Origin of the sequence: Hypericibacter adhaerens, assembly GCF_008728835.1 — a bacterium.
Taxonomy (GTDB): Bacteria; Pseudomonadota; Alphaproteobacteria; order Dongiales; family Dongiaceae; genus Hypericibacter; species Hypericibacter adhaerens.
The window spans coordinates 1392563-1410599 of the sequence record NZ_CP042582.1; the positions used below are offsets into that span (position 1 = coordinate 1392563).

The 18037-nt window shown below is 67.5% G+C and carries 15 protein-coding genes and 1 tRNA gene; 8 read left to right on the forward strand and 8 right to left on the reverse strand.

From position 1 onward, the window contains the following. The first annotated feature begins 60 nt into the window (after positions 1–60). The 3 genes from FRZ61_RS06130 to FRZ61_RS06140 all read left to right on the forward strand — a co-directional run bounded on the left by FRZ61_RS06130 (position 61) and on the right by FRZ61_RS06140 (position 3763). A tRNA-Lys gene (locus FRZ61_RS06130) sits at positions 61–136 on the forward strand. Positions 137–458: 322 nt separating this feature from the next. Next, positions 459–1013, forward strand: a complete 555-nt coding sequence (locus FRZ61_RS06135) for a VOC family protein (RefSeq protein ID WP_151115752.1) — start codon at positions 459–461, stop codon at positions 1011–1013. A 146-nt stretch (positions 1014–1159) separates the two neighbouring features. After that, positions 1160–3763 carry a Mur ligase family protein gene (locus tag FRZ61_RS06140; RefSeq protein WP_151115754.1) on the forward strand — a complete coding sequence of 868 codons (2604 nt, stop codon included), beginning with the start codon at positions 1160–1162 and terminating at the stop codon, positions 3761–3763. A gap of 12 nt (positions 3764–3775) precedes the next feature. Here FRZ61_RS06140 and FRZ61_RS06145 read toward each other — a convergent pair whose 3' ends face one another. Next, a complete protein-coding gene (locus tag FRZ61_RS06145; protein ID WP_151115756.1) occupies positions 3776–5470 on the reverse strand; it encodes a PEP/pyruvate-binding domain-containing protein in 1695 nt (564 codons plus the stop codon). Positions 5471–5713: 243 nt separating this feature from the next. Between FRZ61_RS06145 and FRZ61_RS06150 the strand changes: the two genes are divergently transcribed. Then, positions 5714–6664 (forward strand): IS481 family transposase, encoded by a 951-nt coding sequence (locus FRZ61_RS06150; protein WP_151114687.1) that lies wholly within the window; start codon positions 5714–5716, stop codon positions 6662–6664. Here the strand turns inward: FRZ61_RS06150 and FRZ61_RS06155 are convergent. Then, positions 6661–8607, reverse strand: coding sequence for a hypothetical protein (locus tag FRZ61_RS06155; protein ID WP_151115758.1), 1947 nt, complete (start codon positions 8605–8607; stop codon positions 6661–6663). The two genes, FRZ61_RS06150 and FRZ61_RS06155, sit on opposite strands and share 4 nt — an antisense overlap. A gap of 190 nt (positions 8608–8797) precedes the next feature. Here FRZ61_RS06155 and FRZ61_RS06160 point away from each other — a divergent pair, with 190 nt between their 5' ends. From FRZ61_RS06160 to FRZ61_RS06170, 3 genes are all read left to right on the forward strand, one after another. Further along, entirely contained in the window at positions 8798–9613 is an 816-nt protein-coding gene (locus FRZ61_RS06160; protein WP_151115759.1) for a TauD/TfdA dioxygenase family protein, read from the forward strand. 256 nt (positions 9614–9869) lie between these two features. Continuing rightward, positions 9870–10442: an S-(hydroxymethyl)glutathione synthase gene (gfa, locus tag FRZ61_RS06165; protein ID WP_151115761.1), complete on the forward strand. Its 573-nt coding sequence runs from the start codon at positions 9870–9872 to the stop codon at positions 10440–10442. A 104-nt stretch (positions 10443–10546) separates the two neighbouring features. Next, positions 10547–11656, forward strand: coding sequence for an S-(hydroxymethyl)glutathione dehydrogenase/class III alcohol dehydrogenase (locus FRZ61_RS06170; RefSeq protein ID WP_151115763.1), 1110 nt, complete (start codon positions 10547–10549; stop codon positions 11654–11656). A 114-nt stretch (positions 11657–11770) separates the two neighbouring features. On the opposite strand, the gene FRZ61_RS06175 is transcribed toward FRZ61_RS06170, so the two are convergent. Together FRZ61_RS06175 and FRZ61_RS06180 are read right to left on the reverse strand one after the other, a co-directional pair. Further along, the gene (locus FRZ61_RS06175; RefSeq protein WP_151115765.1) at positions 11771–12781 is read right to left on the reverse strand and encodes an IS30 family transposase; all 1011 of its coding nucleotides are present in this window, start codon (positions 12779–12781) and stop codon (positions 11771–11773) included. 153 nt (positions 12782–12934) lie between these two features. Next, the gene (locus FRZ61_RS06180; RefSeq protein ID WP_151115767.1) at positions 12935–13879 is read right to left on the reverse strand and encodes an aldo/keto reductase; all 945 of its coding nucleotides are present in this window, start codon (positions 13877–13879) and stop codon (positions 12935–12937) included. 222 nt (positions 13880–14101) lie between these two features. On the opposite strand from FRZ61_RS06180, the gene FRZ61_RS06185 reads away from it, so the two are divergent. Continuing rightward, positions 14102–14611: a PAS domain-containing protein gene (locus FRZ61_RS06185; RefSeq protein WP_151115768.1), complete on the forward strand. Its 510-nt coding sequence runs from the start codon at positions 14102–14104 to the stop codon at positions 14609–14611. A 16-nt stretch (positions 14612–14627) separates the two neighbouring features. Here FRZ61_RS06185 and ppk2 read toward each other — a convergent pair whose 3' ends face one another. From ppk2 to FRZ61_RS06205, 4 genes are all read right to left on the reverse strand, one after another. Continuing rightward, the gene (gene ppk2, locus FRZ61_RS06190; RefSeq protein ID WP_151115770.1) at positions 14628–15476 is read right to left on the reverse strand and encodes a polyphosphate kinase 2; all 849 of its coding nucleotides are present in this window, start codon (positions 15474–15476) and stop codon (positions 14628–14630) included. Positions 15477–15546: 70 nt separating this feature from the next. Continuing rightward, positions 15547–16158 carry a PqiC family protein gene (locus tag FRZ61_RS06195; RefSeq protein WP_151115772.1) on the reverse strand — a complete coding sequence of 204 codons (612 nt, stop codon included), beginning with the start codon at positions 16156–16158 and terminating at the stop codon, positions 15547–15549. A 14-nt stretch (positions 16159–16172) separates the two neighbouring features. Further along, positions 16173–17198 carry an MlaD family protein gene (locus FRZ61_RS06200; RefSeq protein WP_151115774.1) on the reverse strand — a complete coding sequence of 342 codons (1026 nt, stop codon included), beginning with the start codon at positions 17196–17198 and terminating at the stop codon, positions 16173–16175. A 25-nt stretch (positions 17199–17223) separates the two neighbouring features. Further along, positions 17224–18030, reverse strand: coding sequence for an ABC transporter ATP-binding protein (locus FRZ61_RS06205; RefSeq protein WP_151115776.1), 807 nt, complete (start codon positions 18028–18030; stop codon positions 17224–17226). Positions 18031–18037 lie beyond the last annotated feature (7 nt).

Sequence of the window (18037 nt, forward strand, 5' to 3'; positions counted from 1 at the left end):
GCTTTGCTATATCGCCGCGTTCCTCGGGCGGGCCCTGGCGGCCGGCCCCGATGGCAGGCTGGGCGCATAGCTCAGTTGGTAGAGCAGCTGACTCTTAATCAGCGGGTCGCAGGTTCGAGTCCTGCTGCGCCCACCAACTTCCTCAGTTGGTTACCACCCAGCCTCTTCCCGGTCTTCCGGCAAACCGCCGGCCGTTTCCGACGGCAACCGTGCCGGCCAGCCGGCGGCGTCGGTGATGCACGCCTCGGGCTCCGTCCCGCCCGGTCCAGGCTGGAATCCTGACGGGCTTTTCATCTGCCGTGCGGATCGCAGAAACAACAGACGCATTTTTTGCCGGCCGCGCGATGCGGTTCCGACATCCGCGCCGCCTAGCTTCCTCCTCGAGCTGAACCGAAATCGTTCGAGCCCCCGGCGCCACGCCGTTGCGCGCTCGAGCGTCACGCACAGGAGCGAGCCAGATGAGCCACCACGGACTCTCCCATATCGGCCTTTCGACCCAGGATCTCGACAAGACCCGTGCCTTCTACGAGGGCGTCCTGGGCTTCAAGGTGGTCGTCGCCGACACCATCAAGATCGAGGAAGGCGGGCGCATCCGCCATCTCTTCTTCGATGTCGGGCATGACCAGCTCATCGCCTTCATGGAGTCCCGCGGCATCGCCGGCGTGCCCGCGACATACGACGCAGGCATCAATCGCGGGCTCGGCGTGCCGGCCGCCTTCTATCATTTCGCCTTCGAGGCCGGCTCGGCCGCGGCGCTGGCCGAGAAGCGCGAGGAGCTGCGCGCCAAGGGCGTCGAGGTGTCGGAGGTCATGGATCACGGCTGGGCTCGCTCGATCTATTTCAAGGACCCCAACGGGCTGCAGCTCGAATATTGCTGCCTGATGCGCGAGCTGACCGAGAACGACGCGCGGATGCAGGAGCGCTTCTCGCTGCCCCGCGCGGCCCTCGAGCTCGACAACGTCGTCTCCCCGGTCAAGGCCGAGCCGCCGGTGGCCATCTGGCGCCTCGCCTGAACGAACGGGACGGCGGCGCGAGGCCGGGAGGCCGCCGCTCCCGCCTCGCGCTCGCCGGCAGGGCACTCCATTGGCCGGCAGCCCGCCCCCCATGCTAGGAATGACGGCTCGACCGGCCGGTCGGATCAGGCGGGGCGCGGGGTTCATTGATCAGGCTCAAGGGCAGGCGGCGTTTCCTCTGGCGCAATATCCATGCGCCGATCCCCGTCATGGCGGGGAACCTGGAGCTGGGCGACGCCTTCGGCTGGACGACGGCGGGTCTTTCGGCGCCGGTCCGGGCCCTGCTGCGGGAGCGGCTTGCCGGTGCGGCCGATGAGCGGGATGCATCGGACGCGGCCGAGTTCGTGGCGAGGATCGCCCAGCAGCTCCAGCGGATCGGGGATATCTCGCCGCCGCTCTGGGGCGTCGGTTCGCGCAATCCGGTGAAGAAGACGGCGATCGTCTTCTTCGCCTGCCGCGATCCCTTCCTGGCGGAAGCCTGCTTCCCCATGGCCGTGCAGCTCGCCGACCGGATCATCCAATCGCCGGCCGACGGCGATGCGGTCGAGGCCGAGCTGATGGGCCATATCCAGCGCATCAGGCAGCGGCGCCTGAGCGTGGCCACGCACCAGATGGTCGAGGCGGTCGAGCGGCATGGGATTCCCTGGTCCCGGACGGCGGCGGGGTCCAACTTTGTCCAGCTCGGCCAGGGCGTGCGCCAGAACCGGATGACGAGCAGCGCCCTGACGCCGGAATCCGGGCTCGGCCGGGAGCTCGCCCAGCACAAGCTGCTGACGCTCGGGATCCTGGCGCAGCTGCAGCTGCCGGTCGGGCAATTCGCGCCCGTCCGGGATGCGGCCTCGGCGCTGAAGGTCGCCGAGAGGCTGGGCTATCCGGTCGTGCTGAAGCCGGTATTGGGCGACAAGGGGCGGGCCGTGTTTTCCGGCCTGCGGAATGCCGAGGATTTGCAGGCGGTGCTGAAGCGGGTGTCGCTGGGCCGCGAGCCCTTCATGCTGCAGACCTTCCTGCCGGGCGAAGATCATCGCCTGCTCATCATCAAGGGCAGGCTGGTCGCGGCCGCCCAGCGGATTCCGGCCTCGGTCGTGGGCGACGGCCGGCACAGCGTCGCCGAGCTGGCGGCGATCGAGAACCGGAATCCCCGGCGCATCTTCGGACCGTTGGAGCTGCTCCCGCTCGACGCGGAGGCCGACCGCATCCTGGTCCAGCAAGGCCAGACCCGCGACAGCGTTCCCGAGCCCGGCCGCCGCGTGCAGCTCAGGGCCAATGCCAACATCTCCACCGGCGGCACGAGCCTCGATGTCACCGAACGCGTTCACCCCGACAATCTGCGCGCCGCGATCCGGGCCGCGAAAGCCCTGGGGCTGATGGTCGCCGGCGTGGACTTCATCTGTCCCGATATCGGCCGGTCCTGGCGCGAGGTCGGCGGCGGCATCTGCGAGATCAACACCTCGATCGGGATGCATCCTCACACCGAGGCCAACCCCAATCTGGATGTGCCGGGGCTCGTCCTGGAGACGGTCTATCCTCCCGGCGACGAGGGTCGCATCCCGACCGCGATGATCACCGGCACCAAGGGCAAGACGACGACGACCCTGATGCTGAGCCGCATCCTCGAGGCCGCCGGCCACGCGGTCGGCAACGCGACGACGGAAGGGGTCACCATCGACGGCGAGCTGGTCCTGGCGGGCGACCATGCGGAGGCCCACGGCGCCTCGATCGTGATGCAGGATCCGACCGTGACCGCCGCCGTGCTGGAGACGGCGCGCGGCGGCCTGCTGCAGGACGGCATGTATCTCGACCGCTGCGACGTGGCGGCCCTCCTCAATGTTGGGCGCGAGCAGATCGGAATGCATGGCGTCGAGACGCTGGACGAGATGGCGGCGCTCAAGAGCAAGGTCCTCGACGCGGCGCGCAAGGCCGTGGTGCTCGGCGCCGACGATCCGCGAACGGCGGCGATGGCGCGGGATTGCCGCGTCCGGCTCAGGACCATCCTGTTCTCCCTCGAACCGGATTCGCCGGAGGTCCGGGCGCATCTCGGAAGCGGCGGCGAAGCCATCGTGATCCGCGCCGTCGAAGGCCGGGAAACCATCGTCCATGTCGATGCGCAAGGCGCGGCGGTGCCGCTGATCGGAGCCGAAGATTTCCCGGCGAGCCGGGGCGGGCTCATCCGGCCGAACGTCGCCAACGCGATGGCGGCGGCCGGCCTCGCCCTCGGCCTGGGCGTGGCGCCGCACCATATCCGCGAGGGGCTGGCGCGATACGAGATCACGGTCGCCTCTTCCAGGGGGCGGACCAATTTCGTCGAGGGGCTGCCTGTCCGCATCCTGTTCGACCGGGCCACGGATCCGGCCTCCTTGACCGCGATGATGCCCGTGATCGAGGCGGCGGCTCCGCAGGGCCGGCGTATCTGCGTCCTGACCGCGCCCGGCAACCGGCCGGATTCGCATTTCGGGGAATGCGCCGCGGTCGTGGCCGGCCGTTTCGATCGCTATGTCTGCTGCGAGCACGACAATTTTCGCCGGGGCAAGCCGCCGGGCGAGATCGCCGACCGCCTGGCACGCGGGCTTGCCGCCGCGGGCGTCCCGGAAGGTCTCGTCTCGACCGCGCGATCGCCGGCCGAGGCCGCACGTATCGTCGCCAAGATTGCCGCCGCGGACGATTTCGTGGCCGTGTTCGGGTGGAACGTGGTCGAGACCGTCGAGGCCTATCGAGCGGCATTCCGCGAGGCCGCCGCGACAGCGACGGGCTGATCGGGCCTCGTCCTAGGCGGACCGGTCGAGATGGAGCAGGGCGCTGGGCGCGAGGGCGCGATGATGCTCGTCGACCGTCACGGGCAGAGTCTCGTGATGCGCGGCTTTGGCCGCGCGCCAGGCCGCGACCTTGGCCAGCTCGGCCAGGGGGCGCTCCTCGCTCACGGCGACCTCGGCCCGGTAGACGCCGCCGCCTTCGCCGTCGAGCGTGACGATATCGCCTTCCTGCAGCCGCTCGCCGCCGATCCGGCAGCTCCGCCCGTCGGCCGCGACTGCGAGGGCCTCGCAGCCGACCAGGCAGACCTTGTTCAGCTGGCGCGCCACGACCGAGGCATGGGAGGTGCGGCCGCCGCGGGCGGTCAGGATGCCGGCCGCGACCGCCATGCCGGCGATGTCGGCGGTGACGGTATCCTCGCGGACCAGGATCGGCGGCTTGCCTTCCTTGGCAAACAGCTCCGCCGCCTCGTTCGACAAGGCGATCGGGCCGGAGGCGGCCCCCAGGCTGGCGGGCACGCCGCGGGCGAGCGGCGGCTGCCCGGCATGCACATGCCGGCGCGCGAGCTTGTCGAGATCGACCGAGGCGAGCTGGGCCAGCGCCGCCTCGCGCGTGACCAGCCCTTCCTCGGCCAGGTCGACGGCGATGCGCAGCGCCGCCCAGGGCGTGCGCTTCGCCCGGCGCGTCTGCAGCAGGAACAGCTTGCCTTCCTCGATCGTGAACTCGAAATCCTGCACATCGAGGAAGGCGGATTCGAGCTTCTGCGTGACCTCGCGGAGCTCGCCATAGAGATCGGGCATCAGCCGCTCGAGCCCGTCGGCCCGGGTCAGGCCGCAGCGCCCCGAGACGACATCCTCGCCCTGCGCGTTGGCGGCGAAATCCAGATAGAGCTTCTTCTCGCCCGACGCGGGATCGCGGGTGAAGCCGACCCCGGCGCCGGACTGGCCGCCGGCATTGCCGAAGACCATGCGCTGGATCGTGACCGCGGTGCCGGCCAGCCCGTCGAGCCCGTTGAGGCGGCGATACTCGATAGCGCGCGGGCTCTCCCAGGAGCGGAACACCGCCTCGGTCGCGGCCTCGAGCTGCTCGGCGGGATCTTGCGGGAAGGGCTCGCCGACCTCGTCGGCATAGACCTCGAGCAGGGCGCGCACCAGCTCGCGCAGCGACAGCGTGTCGAGCTCGGGCAGGGCCGCGGCATCGGCACGGCCGAGCGCCTCGGCGACGGCGGCATCGAAGGGCGCCGCCGCCACGCCATGCACGGTCTCGGCGAAGGACTGGATCAGGCGGCGATAGCAGTCCCAGGCGAGGCGCGGATTGCCGGTGAGCGCGACGAAGCCGGGCAGGGTCCGGTCGGAGAGGCCGATATTGAGCAGCGTGTCCATCATGCCCGGCATCGAGGCGGCGGCACCCGAGCGCACCGACACCAGCAGCGGGCGGTATTTGTCGCCGAACAGCAGGCCCGAGGCGCGCTCGACGCGCCGGATCTCCTTCGCCAGCAGCTCCGGCAGCCTGGCGGCCAAGCGATGGCCGGCGGCCGCGAACTCGCGGCAGAAATCGGTCGAGAGCACGAAGCCGGGCGGGACCGGCAGGCCCAAAGCCGCGAGGCGCATGAGGTTGAAGGCCTTGTTGCCCACGGCCGGCAGCAGCGTGTCCGCCGGGGCCGCGGTGTCGCGGTCGATCGAGAACAGGCGGGCTTCGTTCTTGTCGGACATCGTCAGCGGATCCTCTGTCGTCGCGTCTTGCCGGGCGTTCCTGCCGCCTAGGGCGTTTCCCGATCACGTTGAATCGGGAGACGTCCTGGATTCCTTTGTTTGGTCGCATTTCCTACGGCGAACCGGTCTCCCCTTCGCCGGAAAATGCTCTAGCTGTGAGCTTTCAACAGGTTGTCCATCCGGCCCCTGCCGGGAGAAGCTGACGGTTGTCGAAGCCTCAGTTTTTCCAAGGAGAGGGACCGGATGAACGTCCATAAGAATGCCCGTCTGACGGCGCGCGGTCGAGAGTGGATGGTTGGCCTGGTTGCGAGCGGGCAGACGCCGAAGGCCGTGAGCGAAGCCGTAGGCGTCTGCCCGCGCACGGTGCGCAAGTGGGTGAAGCGCTTTCGGACGGAAGGAGTTGCGGGTTTGCAGGATCGCAGCTCACGTCCTCACCGGCTCTACCGGCCTACGCCGCAGGCGATCGTTGAGCGTATCGCGGCGCTGCGGCGGGACCGGCTGACGGGCAAAGCGATCGCCGCCGAGCTTGGGGTCTCACCGGCCACGGTGAGCCGTGTTCTGAAGCGGCTCGGGTTGAACAAATTCCGTGCCCTTGAGCCGGTCGAGGTCCGCCGCTACGAGCGCGACAACCCCGGCGAACTGATCCACATCGACATCAAGAAGCTGGGCAAGTTCAATCGCGTAGGTCATCGCATCACAGGCGACCGCCGAGGCCAGAGCAACGCCCGCGGCATCGGCTGGGAGTTCGTCCATGTCGCCATCGACGACGCCTCGCGCATCGCCTTCTCCAAGGTGATGAAGAACGAGCGCCAAGGCTGTGCGATCGCCTTCCTCAAAGCCGCTGTCGCCTACTACGCAAGCCTCGGCGTCAAGGTCGAGCGCGTCATGACCGACAACGGCTCCTGCTACAAAGCCTTCGCCTTCCGCAGAACCTGCAAACGGCTAGGTCTCAAGCACATCCGCACCAAGCCCTATACACCCAAGACCAACGGAAAGGCCGAGCGCTTCATCCAGACCGCCTTGCGCGAATGGGCCTACGCCCGCGCCTACAACACCTCACGCCAGCGCGCCGCCGAACTGCCCAACTGGATACACCGCTACAATTGGCATCGACCTCATGGCAGTATCGGTTCAAAGTCGCCCATCAGCAGACTCCCCTTGGCCCGGAACAACCTGTTGAGGCTCCACATCTAGCCGCTCAACCGTTCGCCCAGCACATGGTCGCCGGCCATGAGGCTCGCATGGAGCAGGCCGTCGGCCGCCTGCTCGAGCTGTTCGGCGACCGCCGCCAGCAGGAACAGGCGCTTGGCGTCGCTCTGTCCGCGCATCAGGCCGGCCACGACCTCGCGCTCGACCTCGTCGGTCGCATGCTCCATCTCCCGCACGCTCTCGAGTGCCGCCAGGAAATCGCGCACTTCCTCGTGGCTGGAGCCGCGATGGACCCGGCGGGCCGCGGCGAGGACGCGCACATAGCTCTGCACGCCGCCCGCGACCAGGGCGGCCAGCCGCTCGAGCGGATCGAGCTCGCCCGGGGCGTCGAATTCCGTGGTGCCGCGTGCATCGGGCAGCAGGGCCAGGTGGAACAGGGCCTCCTCGAGCGCGTCGGCCGCGTCGTCCGCCGATTCCAGGACGCCGCGCCAGGCCGGGGGGACCCCACGCGGATCGATCAGCCCGCGCACCCGCACCAGGATCCGGTCGGCGTCGCTTTCCCAGCGCTTGGCGCGTTTGGCCCGCTGCTCGCGCAGGCTCTGGCCTTCGCCGGCGCTGGCCCGCATCAGCGTCTCGCGCACGAGCTCGCCGATATCGAGGGTGAGGGCCGCATGATCGAGCACGAGGTCGAGCAGCCGGTCGCTGGTGCCTTCGAGCCGCACCAGAAGGTCGGCACGGATCTCCTCGAAGATGGCGGCCTCGCTGCGCTTCGCGCGCAGGCCCTCGCTGGTCGCGCGCAGCACGACGCGCATGAACTCGATCGCCTGCTCCTGGCCGATCAGCTCGACCAGCGGCATGCCGAAGGGCGCGACACCCTTGCGCACGGTGTCGAGCGCCTGGAACACCAGCTTCTCGCCGCCCGCGACCAGGAACCCGCGGTGGCCGACCTCTTCCTCGGCGGCCCAGCGCAGCAGGTCGGTGGCGACCGCCTTGGGCAGGATCGCGCGCAGCCGCTTGCGCGCCCGGTTCCAGTCGATGAGGAACACCAGGCTGGCGCCGATCTGCGCCAGGCAGGCCGCGAGCGAGGTCTGGTTGGGCGCGTCGAAGCTGCCGGTCGCGTGGTAGAACTCGTCCTCCTCGAGGCCGGCGACATGGCGGGCCCGCGTCTCGGTCCAGTTCATCGCGAAATCGTGCAGCCGCTCCTGGAAGAAGCGCAGGCGGCGGGAATGGACGTCGGTATAGGTGACCGACAACCGGAGCCCTTCGACATGGACGATGAGAACGTGGGAATCGGTCGTCCCGATGTCGTTCTGGATCACGAGCCGCGACCCCGTCCGCGTCGCGGTGGTACCGAGCCCGGGATGGTCGAACTTGAGCGGCGCCGTGCGGTTGAGGCCGCGCATGAAGGCCTGGATCAGCGGCCGGTCCTCGGCCGCGAGGCGATAGACCCGGGCGCCGTCGAGCGTCTCCTCCGCAAGGCCGGCCTGCAGCCCGTTGATGGCCTTGTGCAGGTCCATCACCAGCAGATGCAGGGAATCGCCGGCATCGCGCCGGGCCCGCGTCGCGGCCGAAATGAAATCCAGCGGCACGCGGTCGCCGGCCAGATCGGGCAGGTGGCCCAGCCGGGTGCGCCGGGGCTCGAAGATCGCGGCCTGGCCGGCGGCGGCGACGGGCGCCAGCATCGCATCCAGATCCTCGACGACAGCGCCCAGAAGCTTCTTCGCGCCGGGGATCACATAGCTCTCCCCGTTGCGATGCGAGGCGCCCAGCGCGCTGTCGAGGCTGGCATCGCCCACGCCGGCGGCGCGGCGCTCGGCGCCAAGATCGGGAGGCGTCGTCCCCGGCGCCTCGGCCTGGGCGCGCGCCGCCTGCAGCCAGGTGAAGGCGAACTTGACCCGCGCGTTGGCGGCGAGCGCGCGATCGATCAGCTCCGGCAGGAGCAGGCTGCGCTCGTCCAGGACCTCGGCGATCTTCGATTTCTCTGTCATGTTCCGACGCTAGTGAGGGGGAGTGACGAAGATGTGACAGACTTGTGAAGCGCTCGCGCGTATCATCATCATCGGCGCAGGCTCAATTTAGCGGGCGCTCGCCGGCGGTCATTGAGGTGAGTCAATGCCCATCGGTTTGAGGAACGAGCCCGAGGGACAGCGGCTGCAGCGCCGGCATGGGATCGAGATCATGGATGTGAGACCTCTGACGGGCGCGCTGGGCGCCGAAATCGCCGGCATCGATCTGGCAGCACCCCTCGATGACCGGACGATCGCGGAGATCCGCTCGGCATTGCTCGAGCATCTGCTCGTCGTCTTCCGCGACCAGCGCCTGACGCCCGGGCAGCAGGCGGATTTCGCGCGGCGCTTCGGACCGCTCCATACCTTCGCCTACACGGCGGCCCGCGCCTTGCCCGGCCATCCGGAGGTCCTGCGCGTCGTGAAGGAGAAGGAGGACCGCAAGGTCTTCGGCGAGCTCTGGCATGCGGACGTCACCTTCCTGGAGAAGCCGGTGCTCGGCTCGATGCTCCACGCCATCGAGACGCCGCCCGAGGGCGGCGACACGCTCTTCGCCAACATGTATCTCGCTTACGAGGCTCTCTCCGACGGCATGAAGACGCTGCTGGAGCGCCTGACGGCCGTGCATGAGAGCGAGGTGCGCGCGGAGAATGCCGGGCCGGACGCGAACGGCGAGCCGGGCGGCTTCATCACCATGGGCACCGAGCATCCCGTCATCCGCGTCCATCCGGAGACGGGACGGAAATCGCTCTTCGTCAACCGGACCTACACGACGCGCTTCAGCGGCATGACGGTGGAGGAGAGCCGGCCGCTCCTCGAGTTCCTCTTTCGGCACGCGATCGAGCCCGAATTCATCACGCGGCTGCGCTGGGCGCCCGGCACCGTGACCTTCTGGGACAATCGCTGCACCCAGCACCGGCCGCTCAACGACTATCACGGCCACCGGCGCGAGATGCATCGCATCACCATCGCCGACCCGACGATCTGAGCGCGGCGAACGCCAAGAATTGATACGTTATAACATTCTTGTTGCCGGGATTCCGCCGACTTGGCGGCCTTCCCATCTGGCTATAACGCCCGGGCTCAAAACCCGCTTCTCTCTGTGCAATACTCCGCCCCGGCCAGAACGAGATCCTGACGCTGGATTGCCGATTGGGAAGCCGAGCCAGATCCCTCGGCCGAGGGCGCCAGCGCAAGAAAAACGAGGCCAGCCCAAGCGCACAGACAGTGGAAAGGACCCTGATATGGCGAAAGTCTCGATCCACCCCGCGGTGGATAACGGCTTCAAGCCGGCCAAGAAGGATTTTGCCGGCGGCACGCTGACCTGCAAATGCACGACCAATCCGGTCGAGGTGAAGATCTCCGCGCAGACCGCGCACAACCATGCCTGCGGCTGCACCAAATGCTGGAAGCCGGCGGGTGCCACCTTCGCCGTGATCGCCGTGGTCGGGCGCGACAAGGTCAAGGTGACCAAGAACGAGAACAAGCTGAAGATCGTCGATCCCAGCGCCACGATCCAGCGCCATGCCTGCAAGGAATGCGGCGTCCATATGTTCGGCCGCATCGAGAAGAAGGAGCATCCCTTCTACGGGCTCGATTTCGTCCATACCGAGCTGTCGAAGGACGAGGGCTGGTCGCCGCCCGAGTTCGCCGCCTTCGTTTCCTCCATCATCGAATCCGGCTACAAGCCGGAAGGCATGGGCGCGGTGCGCGCGCGGCTGCGGGAGCTCAAGCTCGAGCCCTATGACTGCCTGTCGCCGCCCCTGATGGATTTCATCGCGACCCATATCGCCAAGGCGTCGGGCGCGCTGAAATAGGCTGATCGACGGGGCTGCCTTTCCCGCCGGGCCCACGTCATCGGGGACGTGCGCCCGGCGGCGCTCCTTCGCATTCGTGACATCGCAAGAAGAGGTTGGATCCCATGAAAGTTCGTGCCGCCGTCGCTCACAAGGCCGGAGCGCCGCTCTCGATCGAGACCGTCGAGCTCGACGGGCCCAAGGCCGGCGAGGTGCTGATCGAGATCAAGGCCACGGGCATCTGCCATACCGACGAGTTCACGCTGTCCGGTGCCGATCCCGAGGGCCTGTTCCCGGCGATCCTGGGCCATGAAGGGGCGGGCATCGTGGTCGATGTCGGTCCCGGCGTGACCAGCCTCAAGAAGGGCGATCACGTCATCCCGCTCTACACGCCGGAATGCCGCAATTGCGAATACTGCCTCAGCGGCAAGACCAATCTCTGCCAGGCAATCCGCGCCACCCAGGGCAAGGGCCTGATGCCGGACGGCACCAGCCGCTTCCGCATCGGCAGCAGCATGGTCCATCACTATATGGGCTGCTCGACCTTCGCCAATTTCACCGTGCTGCCCGAGATCGCGGTGGCGAAGATCCGGCCCGACGCGCCCTTCGACAAGGTCTGCTATATCGGCTGCGGCGTGACGACCGGGCTGGGCGCCGTGATCAACACGGCGCGCGTCGAGCCCGGCGCCAACGTCGTGGTGTTCGGGCTGGGCGGCATTGGCCTCAACGTCATCCAGGGCGCCCGGATGGTGGGCGCCAACATGATCGTGGGCGTCGACATCAACCCCGGCCGCAAGGCGCTGGCCGAGAAGTTCGGCATGACCCACTTCGTCAACCCGAAGGAGATCAAGGGCGACGTCGTGCCCCATCTGGTCGAGCTCACCAAGGGCGGCGCCGACTACAGCTTCGAATGCGTCGGCAATGTCCAGCTCATGCGCCAGGCGCTCGAATGCTGCCACAAGGGCTGGGGTGTCAGCATCATCATCGGCGTCGCCGGCGCCGGCCAGGAGATCTCGACCCGGCCGTTCCAGCTCGTCACCGGCCGCGTCTGGAAAGGCACGGCCTTCGGCGGCGCCAAGGGCCGGACCGACGTGCCGAAGATCGTCGACTGGTACATGGACAAGAAGATCAATATCGACGACCTCATCACCCACACGCTGCCGCTCGAGCGCATCAACGAGGGCTTCGACCTCATGCATGCGGGCAAGTCGATCCGGACGGTGGTCGTGTATTGAGGAAAATCCTCTCCCCACCTTGGTGGGGAGAGGGAGGGTCCCGTTGCGAAGCAATGGGAGGGTGAGGGGTGCGGTGCTTGCCGAGTGATCGTCCCCCTGCCCAGCGCTCCCACGTCATCCCCGCGAAAGCGGGGAGGTGGATTCACACTCCAAGTGCAACACCTGCTGCCAGAAGAGTTCGGCGGGGGAGCGCCAGTCAAGGCACTTGCGCGGGGTGTTGTTGTAGGCCCGGAGCAAGCCTGAGATCTGGCGCGAGGTGAGCGCGGCGAGATCGGTTTTCCTGGGGATCCGGCGGCGCATCCTTCCGATGGCGTTCTCGATGCCGCCCTTCTGCCAGGGGGCGTGGGGATCGCAGAAGAAGGTCTGGATGTCGAGGCGGTGGAGCTCGTAGTGGCGGGCGAACTCGGTGCCGTTGTCGAAGGTGATGGTCTGGCGCAGGGTCGCGGGCAGGGGTTCGAGCAGGCCGGCGATGGCGGCGGCGATCGGTGCGGCCTGCTTGCCGTGGGGCCTGACGGCGAGGAGCAGGCGGGAGGATCGCTCATGCAGGGTGAGGAGTGCCTGGCCGTAGCGAGCGAACATCATGAGGTCGGCCTCCCAGTGACCGGGACTTGAGCGGTCCTCGACGTCGGGTGGCCTTTCCTCAATGGAAACACGGGCTTGGATGTGGAGGGCGGAGCTGCCGCCCTTGCGCCCGCGAAAGCCGCGCTTGGATTTGGCGCGCGGCAGGTAGTGGCGCCAGCTGTAGTCCTGGCGGCGGGTGATCTGGGCCTGGATGAAGCGATAGATGCTCTCGGGGCTGATGAGATGACGGCCCGACTGGCGCTCGAGCCGGCCGCAGACCTGCTCGGGCGACCAGCCTTTCCTCAAGCCCTCCAGCACCTGCCGGCGCAGGTGCGCGTCGCGCTCCAGGCGCGAGCCGCGCCAGCGCCGGGCCCGGGTCTGCTGCTGGGCGTAAGCCGCCCGGTAGCCGATCTGCCGGCCACGGTTGCGCTTCAGTTCCCGACTAACCGTCGATGCCGGGCGATCCAGAGCTGCAGCGATTTGGCGGATCGAGCGACCTTTGGAACGAAGGTCGGCAATGATGGCGCGCTCTTCGGACGAGAGCTGCTCGTAGTGCTTCCCCATGGCAACACCCTAATCTGGTGTTGCACTTCGTTTGAAAACTCAGCGGACCCAACTTTAAGCTTGGTGCGCTGGATCAAGATGGATCCCTGCTTTCGCGGGGATGGCGTTAAGAGCACGGTCTCGTCTTGCTGCGAAAAGCGAGGGCCGGAGCCCTCACCCCGTCGCGTCGAGCGCCGCGATCGCATCGCGATCGAGCTTGATCTCGGCCGCCTTCACGATGTCCTTGAGCTGCGCGAGGCTGGTGGCGCTGGCGATGGGGGCGGTCACGCTCGGGCGCGCCATCAGCCAGGCGAGCGCGATCTGCGCGGGCGTCGCGCTGTAGCGCTTGGCGAGCGCATCGAGGGCCGCCAGGATCTTCTTGCCGCGGGCGTCGAGATATTTGCCGATATCCTCGCCGCGCGGGCTCTTGCCCAGATCGGCCTCGGACCGGTATTTGCCGGTGAGGAAGCCGCTCGCGAGCGAAAAATAGGTGATGACGCCCAGCCCTTCCTTCCGGCAGAGCGGCTCGAGATCCTTCTCGTAGCCGGCGCGGTCGTAGAGATTGTATTCCGGCTGCAGCGTCTGGTAGCGGGCGCGGGTCTTGCCGTCGCCGGCCTTGAGCGCCGCGGCAAGCCCGGCCGCGTCGTAGTTGGAGCCGCCGACCGCGCGCACCTTGCCCTGCTTCACCAGTTCCTCATGGGCCTCGAGAGTCTCTTCGATCGGCGTCTCGGGATCGGGCCAGTGCGACTGGTAGAGGTCGATATAGTCGGTCTGGAGCCGCTTGAGCGAGGCCTCCACCGCCTGGCGGATATAGGCCTTGGAAAGCCCCTTCTTGCCGGGCCCCATCTCGGAGCCGACCTTGGTCAGGATCAGGACCTTGTCGCGCCCGCCATGCCGCTTCAGCCATTTGCCGATGATGGTCTCGGACTCGCCGCCGCTATGGCCGGGGACCCAGCGCGAATAGGCGTCCGCCGTGTCGACCGCGTTGAAGCCCGCATCGGTGAAGGCGTCGAGCAGCGCGAAGGAGGTCGCTTCGTCCGCGGTCCAGCCGAACACGTTGCCGCCGAACACCAGGGGCGCGATCTCCAGCCCGGTCCGTCCCAATTTCCGCCGATCCATGATGGTCATTCTCCTGAAGGTCGATAATCCACCGGTCCCGGCGGCACTATAGCCGGGTCGCCGCCGTTCTCCAGCGGGGCGGCCCCAAAATCGTTACAGCGGACGGGCGCCCTTCCGGCCGCGCGCGGGACGGAGGACCTATCCTGCAACCGAAAGGCGGCCTATCATCCATCGAATACGACCTTACGGAACGGCCGCCTTTGTCCCGAGAGTGATCGCATCATGTCCAATCCAGAATGGCTGGCGGACGCCATCTGTTTTGTCGAGCGGCCCGCGATCGCATCCGACATGATCGCCGGCGTGGAGCGGCGCTGGGAGGCGCTGAAGGGCGGCCGCAGCTTTCCTTCCCGCCAGGACATCGATCCCTTCCTGTTCCAGCCCTGGCTGCCCTACATCTCGATCGTCGAGCTCAAGGACGAGCCGTTCCGCGTGTTCTATCGCCTGGTCGGCACCGAGGTGGCGCGTTTCGGCCAGGAGGATTTCTCCTACAAATGGCTGAGCGAAACCGGCTGGGAGCCGGAGCTCAAGGCCGCCAACCTCGAGATCTATCGGCGCCTGCGCGAACGGCGCGTCCCGCAGTTCGGCCTGTCGCGGATCGAATGGGAAGGGCAGAGCGACCGCGTCTTCGAGTGGGGCGTGTTCCCCCTCTCGAACGACGGCGAGGCCGTCAGCCATTGCCTCAGCGTCGACGATTTCCGCTCGATCGCGCCGCGCCAGAGCCCGTTGGGCTAGAACGGCGACGCGCCGCTCAGAACTTCTCCGGCACCCACTTGTAGGGGTAGTTCGGTTCCTTGTAGCCGTGCGGCTTCTGGCGCTTCGGCAGCTTCACCTTCTCGCGCTTGACCTCCTTGTAGGGGATCATGCTCAAGAGATGGCTGATGATGTTGAGCCTCGCGCGCTTCTTATCGTCGGACCTCACCGTGTACCAGGGGGCCCAGGCCGTGTCGGTCGCGGCGAACATCTCGTCGCGCGCGCGCGAATAGTCGTACCAGCGGCTGTAGGATTTGAGATCCATCGGCGAGAGCTTCCAGATCTTGCGACCGTCGTCGATGCGCGCCGTCAACCGCCGCGTCTGCTCCTCGGGCGTCACCTCGAGCCAGTATTTGAAGAGGTGGATGCCGGATTCGATCATCATCTTCTCGAAGGAGGGTGCCAGCTCGAGAAAGCGCTGGACGACATTCTCGGGCGTGAAGCCCATGACGCGTTCCACGCCCGCGCGGTTGTACCAGCTGCGATCGAAGATGACGATCTCGCCGCCGGCCGGCAGGTGGGGCAGATAGCGCTGGATATACATCTGCGACTGCTCGCGCTCGGTCGGCGCCGGCAGCGCGACGACCCGGAAGACGCGCGGGCTGACCCGCTCGGTGAGCGCCTTGATGGTACCGCCCTTGCCGGCGCCGTCGCGGCCTTCGAACACGATGCAGATCTTGGCCCCGGTCGCCTTGGCCCATTCCTGCACCTTCACCAGCTCGGCATGAAGCTTCGCCAGCTCGCGCTCATAGTCCTTCCCCTTGAGCTTGGCCGCGGGCGCAGCACCCTTGGGCGCTGCCTTCGCCGTGGCGGCCTTGCCGTTCTTCTTCTTGCTCTTCTTTGCCATCTTCCCCTCCTCGGGTGCTTCGGCGCGGCACCGGCCGCGAAAGTTCGTTTGCCGACGTCTCGATCGGCGATCAGCTCGCCGGCTGTGCCTTGATCGCGGCCGCGATCTCCTGGCTCAAGCTGGCGAGCGCCTCGCTCATGGCGGCGGCGATGCTGTCATAGCCGCCCGTGCCGCCGGCAGCCACCGGCTTCTCGATGCTGGACCGCCCGTTGCGCAACACCTTGCCGCTTTGCAGATCGGTGATGGACCAGAACGCGATCAGCGTCACGGCGCCCGACTGATCCCGCTCGAACTGGGTGATGTCCACGGTGACCTGGTCGGCGAGCGAGCTCGCGTCGGTCCAGGGGTAGATCGAGATGCGGTCGGTATCGAGCAGCCCCGACAGATTGTCCGCCAGGACCCGCGTGATGTTGTCGCCGATGCGCCCGCCCCATTGATCGAACTCGGCGAGATCGAGGCGGTTGTCGCTGCTGCGGGTGACGATCTCGGGCCGGTCCAGATATTGCGGGATGACCACGGGGCCGACGCCAATGCCGCGGCCCGCGGCATTGCCAGCTCCCGTGATCTCTGCGAGGGGGGTGAGGACATAGAAACGGACGGGCTTGCTCCCCGCGCAGGCCGAGAGCAGGAGCGGGAGGGCGAGGAGGAGAACCGCCGCCATCCTGCCGGGAACACGAGCCATGGGTCCCTCCTGGGTCACTGCTTGCCCGTCAGCAGGGCATTGGGGTTGCGCTGGAGATATTCCGCGAGCGCGCGGATCGAGGCCGCCATCGCCTTGAATTCGCGCAGCGTGTCGGTCGTCTGCGTGAGCAGGGCCGGATTCTTCTGGATGTCCCGCTCGAGCAGCGCCGTGACGTCGTTGACCTGGGACAGCGCCGTGTTGAGCACGGCAAGCGTCTTCTGCAGATCGCCGGTGAGCGTGTTGGCCTTGCCCTGGAGCTGCTGCGCCAGGTCGCCATAGTCCTTGAGCGTGTCGTTCAGGGTCTGCAGCGGCTCGCCGTCGCGCATCGCGATGCGCTCGTTGGCGTTCACCATCAGCTGCCGGGCCTGCTCGCTCGTCTCCTGCAGGTTGGCCATGGTGGGCTCGAGGCCGGCATCGACGTTCTTGAGCAGGGTGCTGGCGTCGTTGAGAGTCTGCTGCAGGCCGCCGAGCGCCGTGGCAACCTGGTTCGCGATCTGGTCGAGCGGGAGCTGGCTCAGCTTCTGCAGCACGGCGGCGACATTGGCCTGCATCGTGTCCATGCTCGAGGGCACCGTCGGCAGCTCCGGCAGGCCGCCGGTGTCGTAGCCCGTCAGGCGAAGCGGCGCGTCGGGATGGAAGTCGAACTCGACGCTGGCCTGCCCGGTCACGAGGGACTGCACCACGAGCTGCGCCCGCAGGCCCCGCTGCACCAGCGCCAGCATGTTCCGCTTCTCGTTTCGCTCGCCGCTGGTGACGTGGATCATGTCCGGCAGGATCTCGATCTCGACGGGGATCTCCAGCAGCTGCTTGTCGATGTCGTAGCTGATCTTGATGCCGGTCACCGAGCCGATCTGGACGCCGCGGAAATTGACCGGCGCGCCCACGGCGAGGCCGCCGACCGAGCCCTCGAAGAACAGAACGGCCTTGCGCCTGGTCTCGAGGAACTTGGTGCCGCCGAAGGCGATGGCGCCGACCACGGCGAGCGCGATGGCGCCGATCACGAAGGCGCCGATGAGCTTCGGATTGGATCTCTTGGCCATTCGACCTGTCCTGCTTTCCCGCCCCTCAGCCCGCCTCGGTTTCGCTCTTGGTCAGCTCGCCGCGCAGGAGGAAGTTGCGGACCTTCGGGTCCGGGCATTCGTCGCGCAGCTTCTTGGGATCGCCCTGCGCGATCATCGTCTTGGTGTCGGCGTCGAGGAAGACCGAGTTGTTGCCGATGGTGAAGATGCTGGCGAGCTCGTGGGTTACGACGGCGATGGTGGCGCCCAGGCTGTCGCGCAGCTCGAGAATCAGGTCGTCCAGCATGCGCGAGCTGATCGGATCGAGGCCGGCCGAGGGCTCGTCGAAGAACAGGATCTCGGGATCGAGCGCCATGGCCCGGGCAAGCCCGGCGCGCTTTCGCATGCCGCCGCTGATTTCCGAAGGATAGAACTCCTCGAAGCCGGCGAGCCCGACCAGCGCCAGCTTCAGCGAGGCGATCCGCTGGATCTCCGCGGGCTTGAGGTCGGTGAACTCGCCCAGCGGCAGGGCCACGTTCTCCGCCAGCGTCATCGAGCTCCAGAGGGCGCCGCTCTGATAGAGGATGCCGAAGCGGCGCATCAGCCGCTGCTGCTCCTCGGGCTCCGCCTTCCACAGATCCTGGTCGCCGAACAGCACCTCGCCGCGCGCCGGCGCCTTGAGGCCGACCAGATGCTTCAGGAGCGTGCTCTTGCCGCAGCCGCTGCCGCCCATGATGATGAAGATGTCGCCGCGGTTGATGGTGAAGTTGAGGTTGCGCTGGATGACGAAATCGTCATAGGCCATGTCCAGGTTGCGCACCGTGATATGCGCATTGGGCGGCGGCGCGTCGGGGAGCGGCGGTGCTTCGGCCATCGCCCGC

Bases quoted from the DNA above. Each gene is read 5' to 3' on its own strand.
- FRZ61_RS06135 (WP_151115752.1), top strand. From the start codon at position 459: ATGAGCCACCACGGACTCTCCCATATCGGCCTTTCGACCCAGGATCTC.
- FRZ61_RS06145 (WP_151115756.1), bottom strand. From the start codon at position 5,470: ATGTCCGACAAGAACGAAGCCCGCCTGTTCTCGATCGACCGCGACACC.
- FRZ61_RS06150 (WP_151114687.1), top strand. From the start codon at position 5,714: ATGAACGTCCATAAGAATGCCCGTCTGACGGCGCGCGGTCGAGAGTGG.
- FRZ61_RS06155 (WP_151115758.1), bottom strand. From the start codon at position 8,607: ATGACAGAGAAATCGAAGATCGCCGAGGTCCTGGACGAGCGCAGCCTG.
- FRZ61_RS06160 (WP_151115759.1), top strand. From the start codon at position 8,798: ATGGATGTGAGACCTCTGACGGGCGCGCTGGGCGCCGAAATCGCCGGC.
- gfa (WP_151115761.1), top strand. From the start codon at position 9,870: ATGGCGAAAGTCTCGATCCACCCCGCGGTGGATAACGGCTTCAAGCCG.
- FRZ61_RS06170 (WP_151115763.1), top strand. From the start codon at position 10,547: ATGAAAGTTCGTGCCGCCGTCGCTCACAAGGCCGGAGCGCCGCTCTCG.
- FRZ61_RS06175 (WP_151115765.1), bottom strand. From the start codon at position 12,781: ATGGGGAAGCACTACGAGCAGCTCTCGTCCGAAGAGCGCGCCATCATT.
- FRZ61_RS06180 (WP_151115767.1), bottom strand. From the start codon at position 13,879: ATGGATCGGCGGAAATTGGGACGGACCGGGCTGGAGATCGCGCCCCTG.
- FRZ61_RS06185 (WP_151115768.1), top strand. From the start codon at position 14,102: ATGTCCAATCCAGAATGGCTGGCGGACGCCATCTGTTTTGTCGAGCGG.
- ppk2 (WP_151115770.1), bottom strand. From the start codon at position 15,476: ATGGCAAAGAAGAGCAAGAAGAAGAACGGCAAGGCCGCCACGGCGAAG.
- FRZ61_RS06195 (WP_151115772.1), bottom strand. From the start codon at position 16,158: ATGGCTCGTGTTCCCGGCAGGATGGCGGCGGTTCTCCTCCTCGCCCTC.
- FRZ61_RS06200 (WP_151115774.1), bottom strand. From the start codon at position 17,198: ATGGCCAAGAGATCCAATCCGAAGCTCATCGGCGCCTTCGTGATCGGC.
- FRZ61_RS06205 (WP_151115776.1), bottom strand. From the start codon at position 18,030: ATGGCCGAAGCACCGCCGCTCCCCGACGCGCCGCCGCCCAATGCGCAT.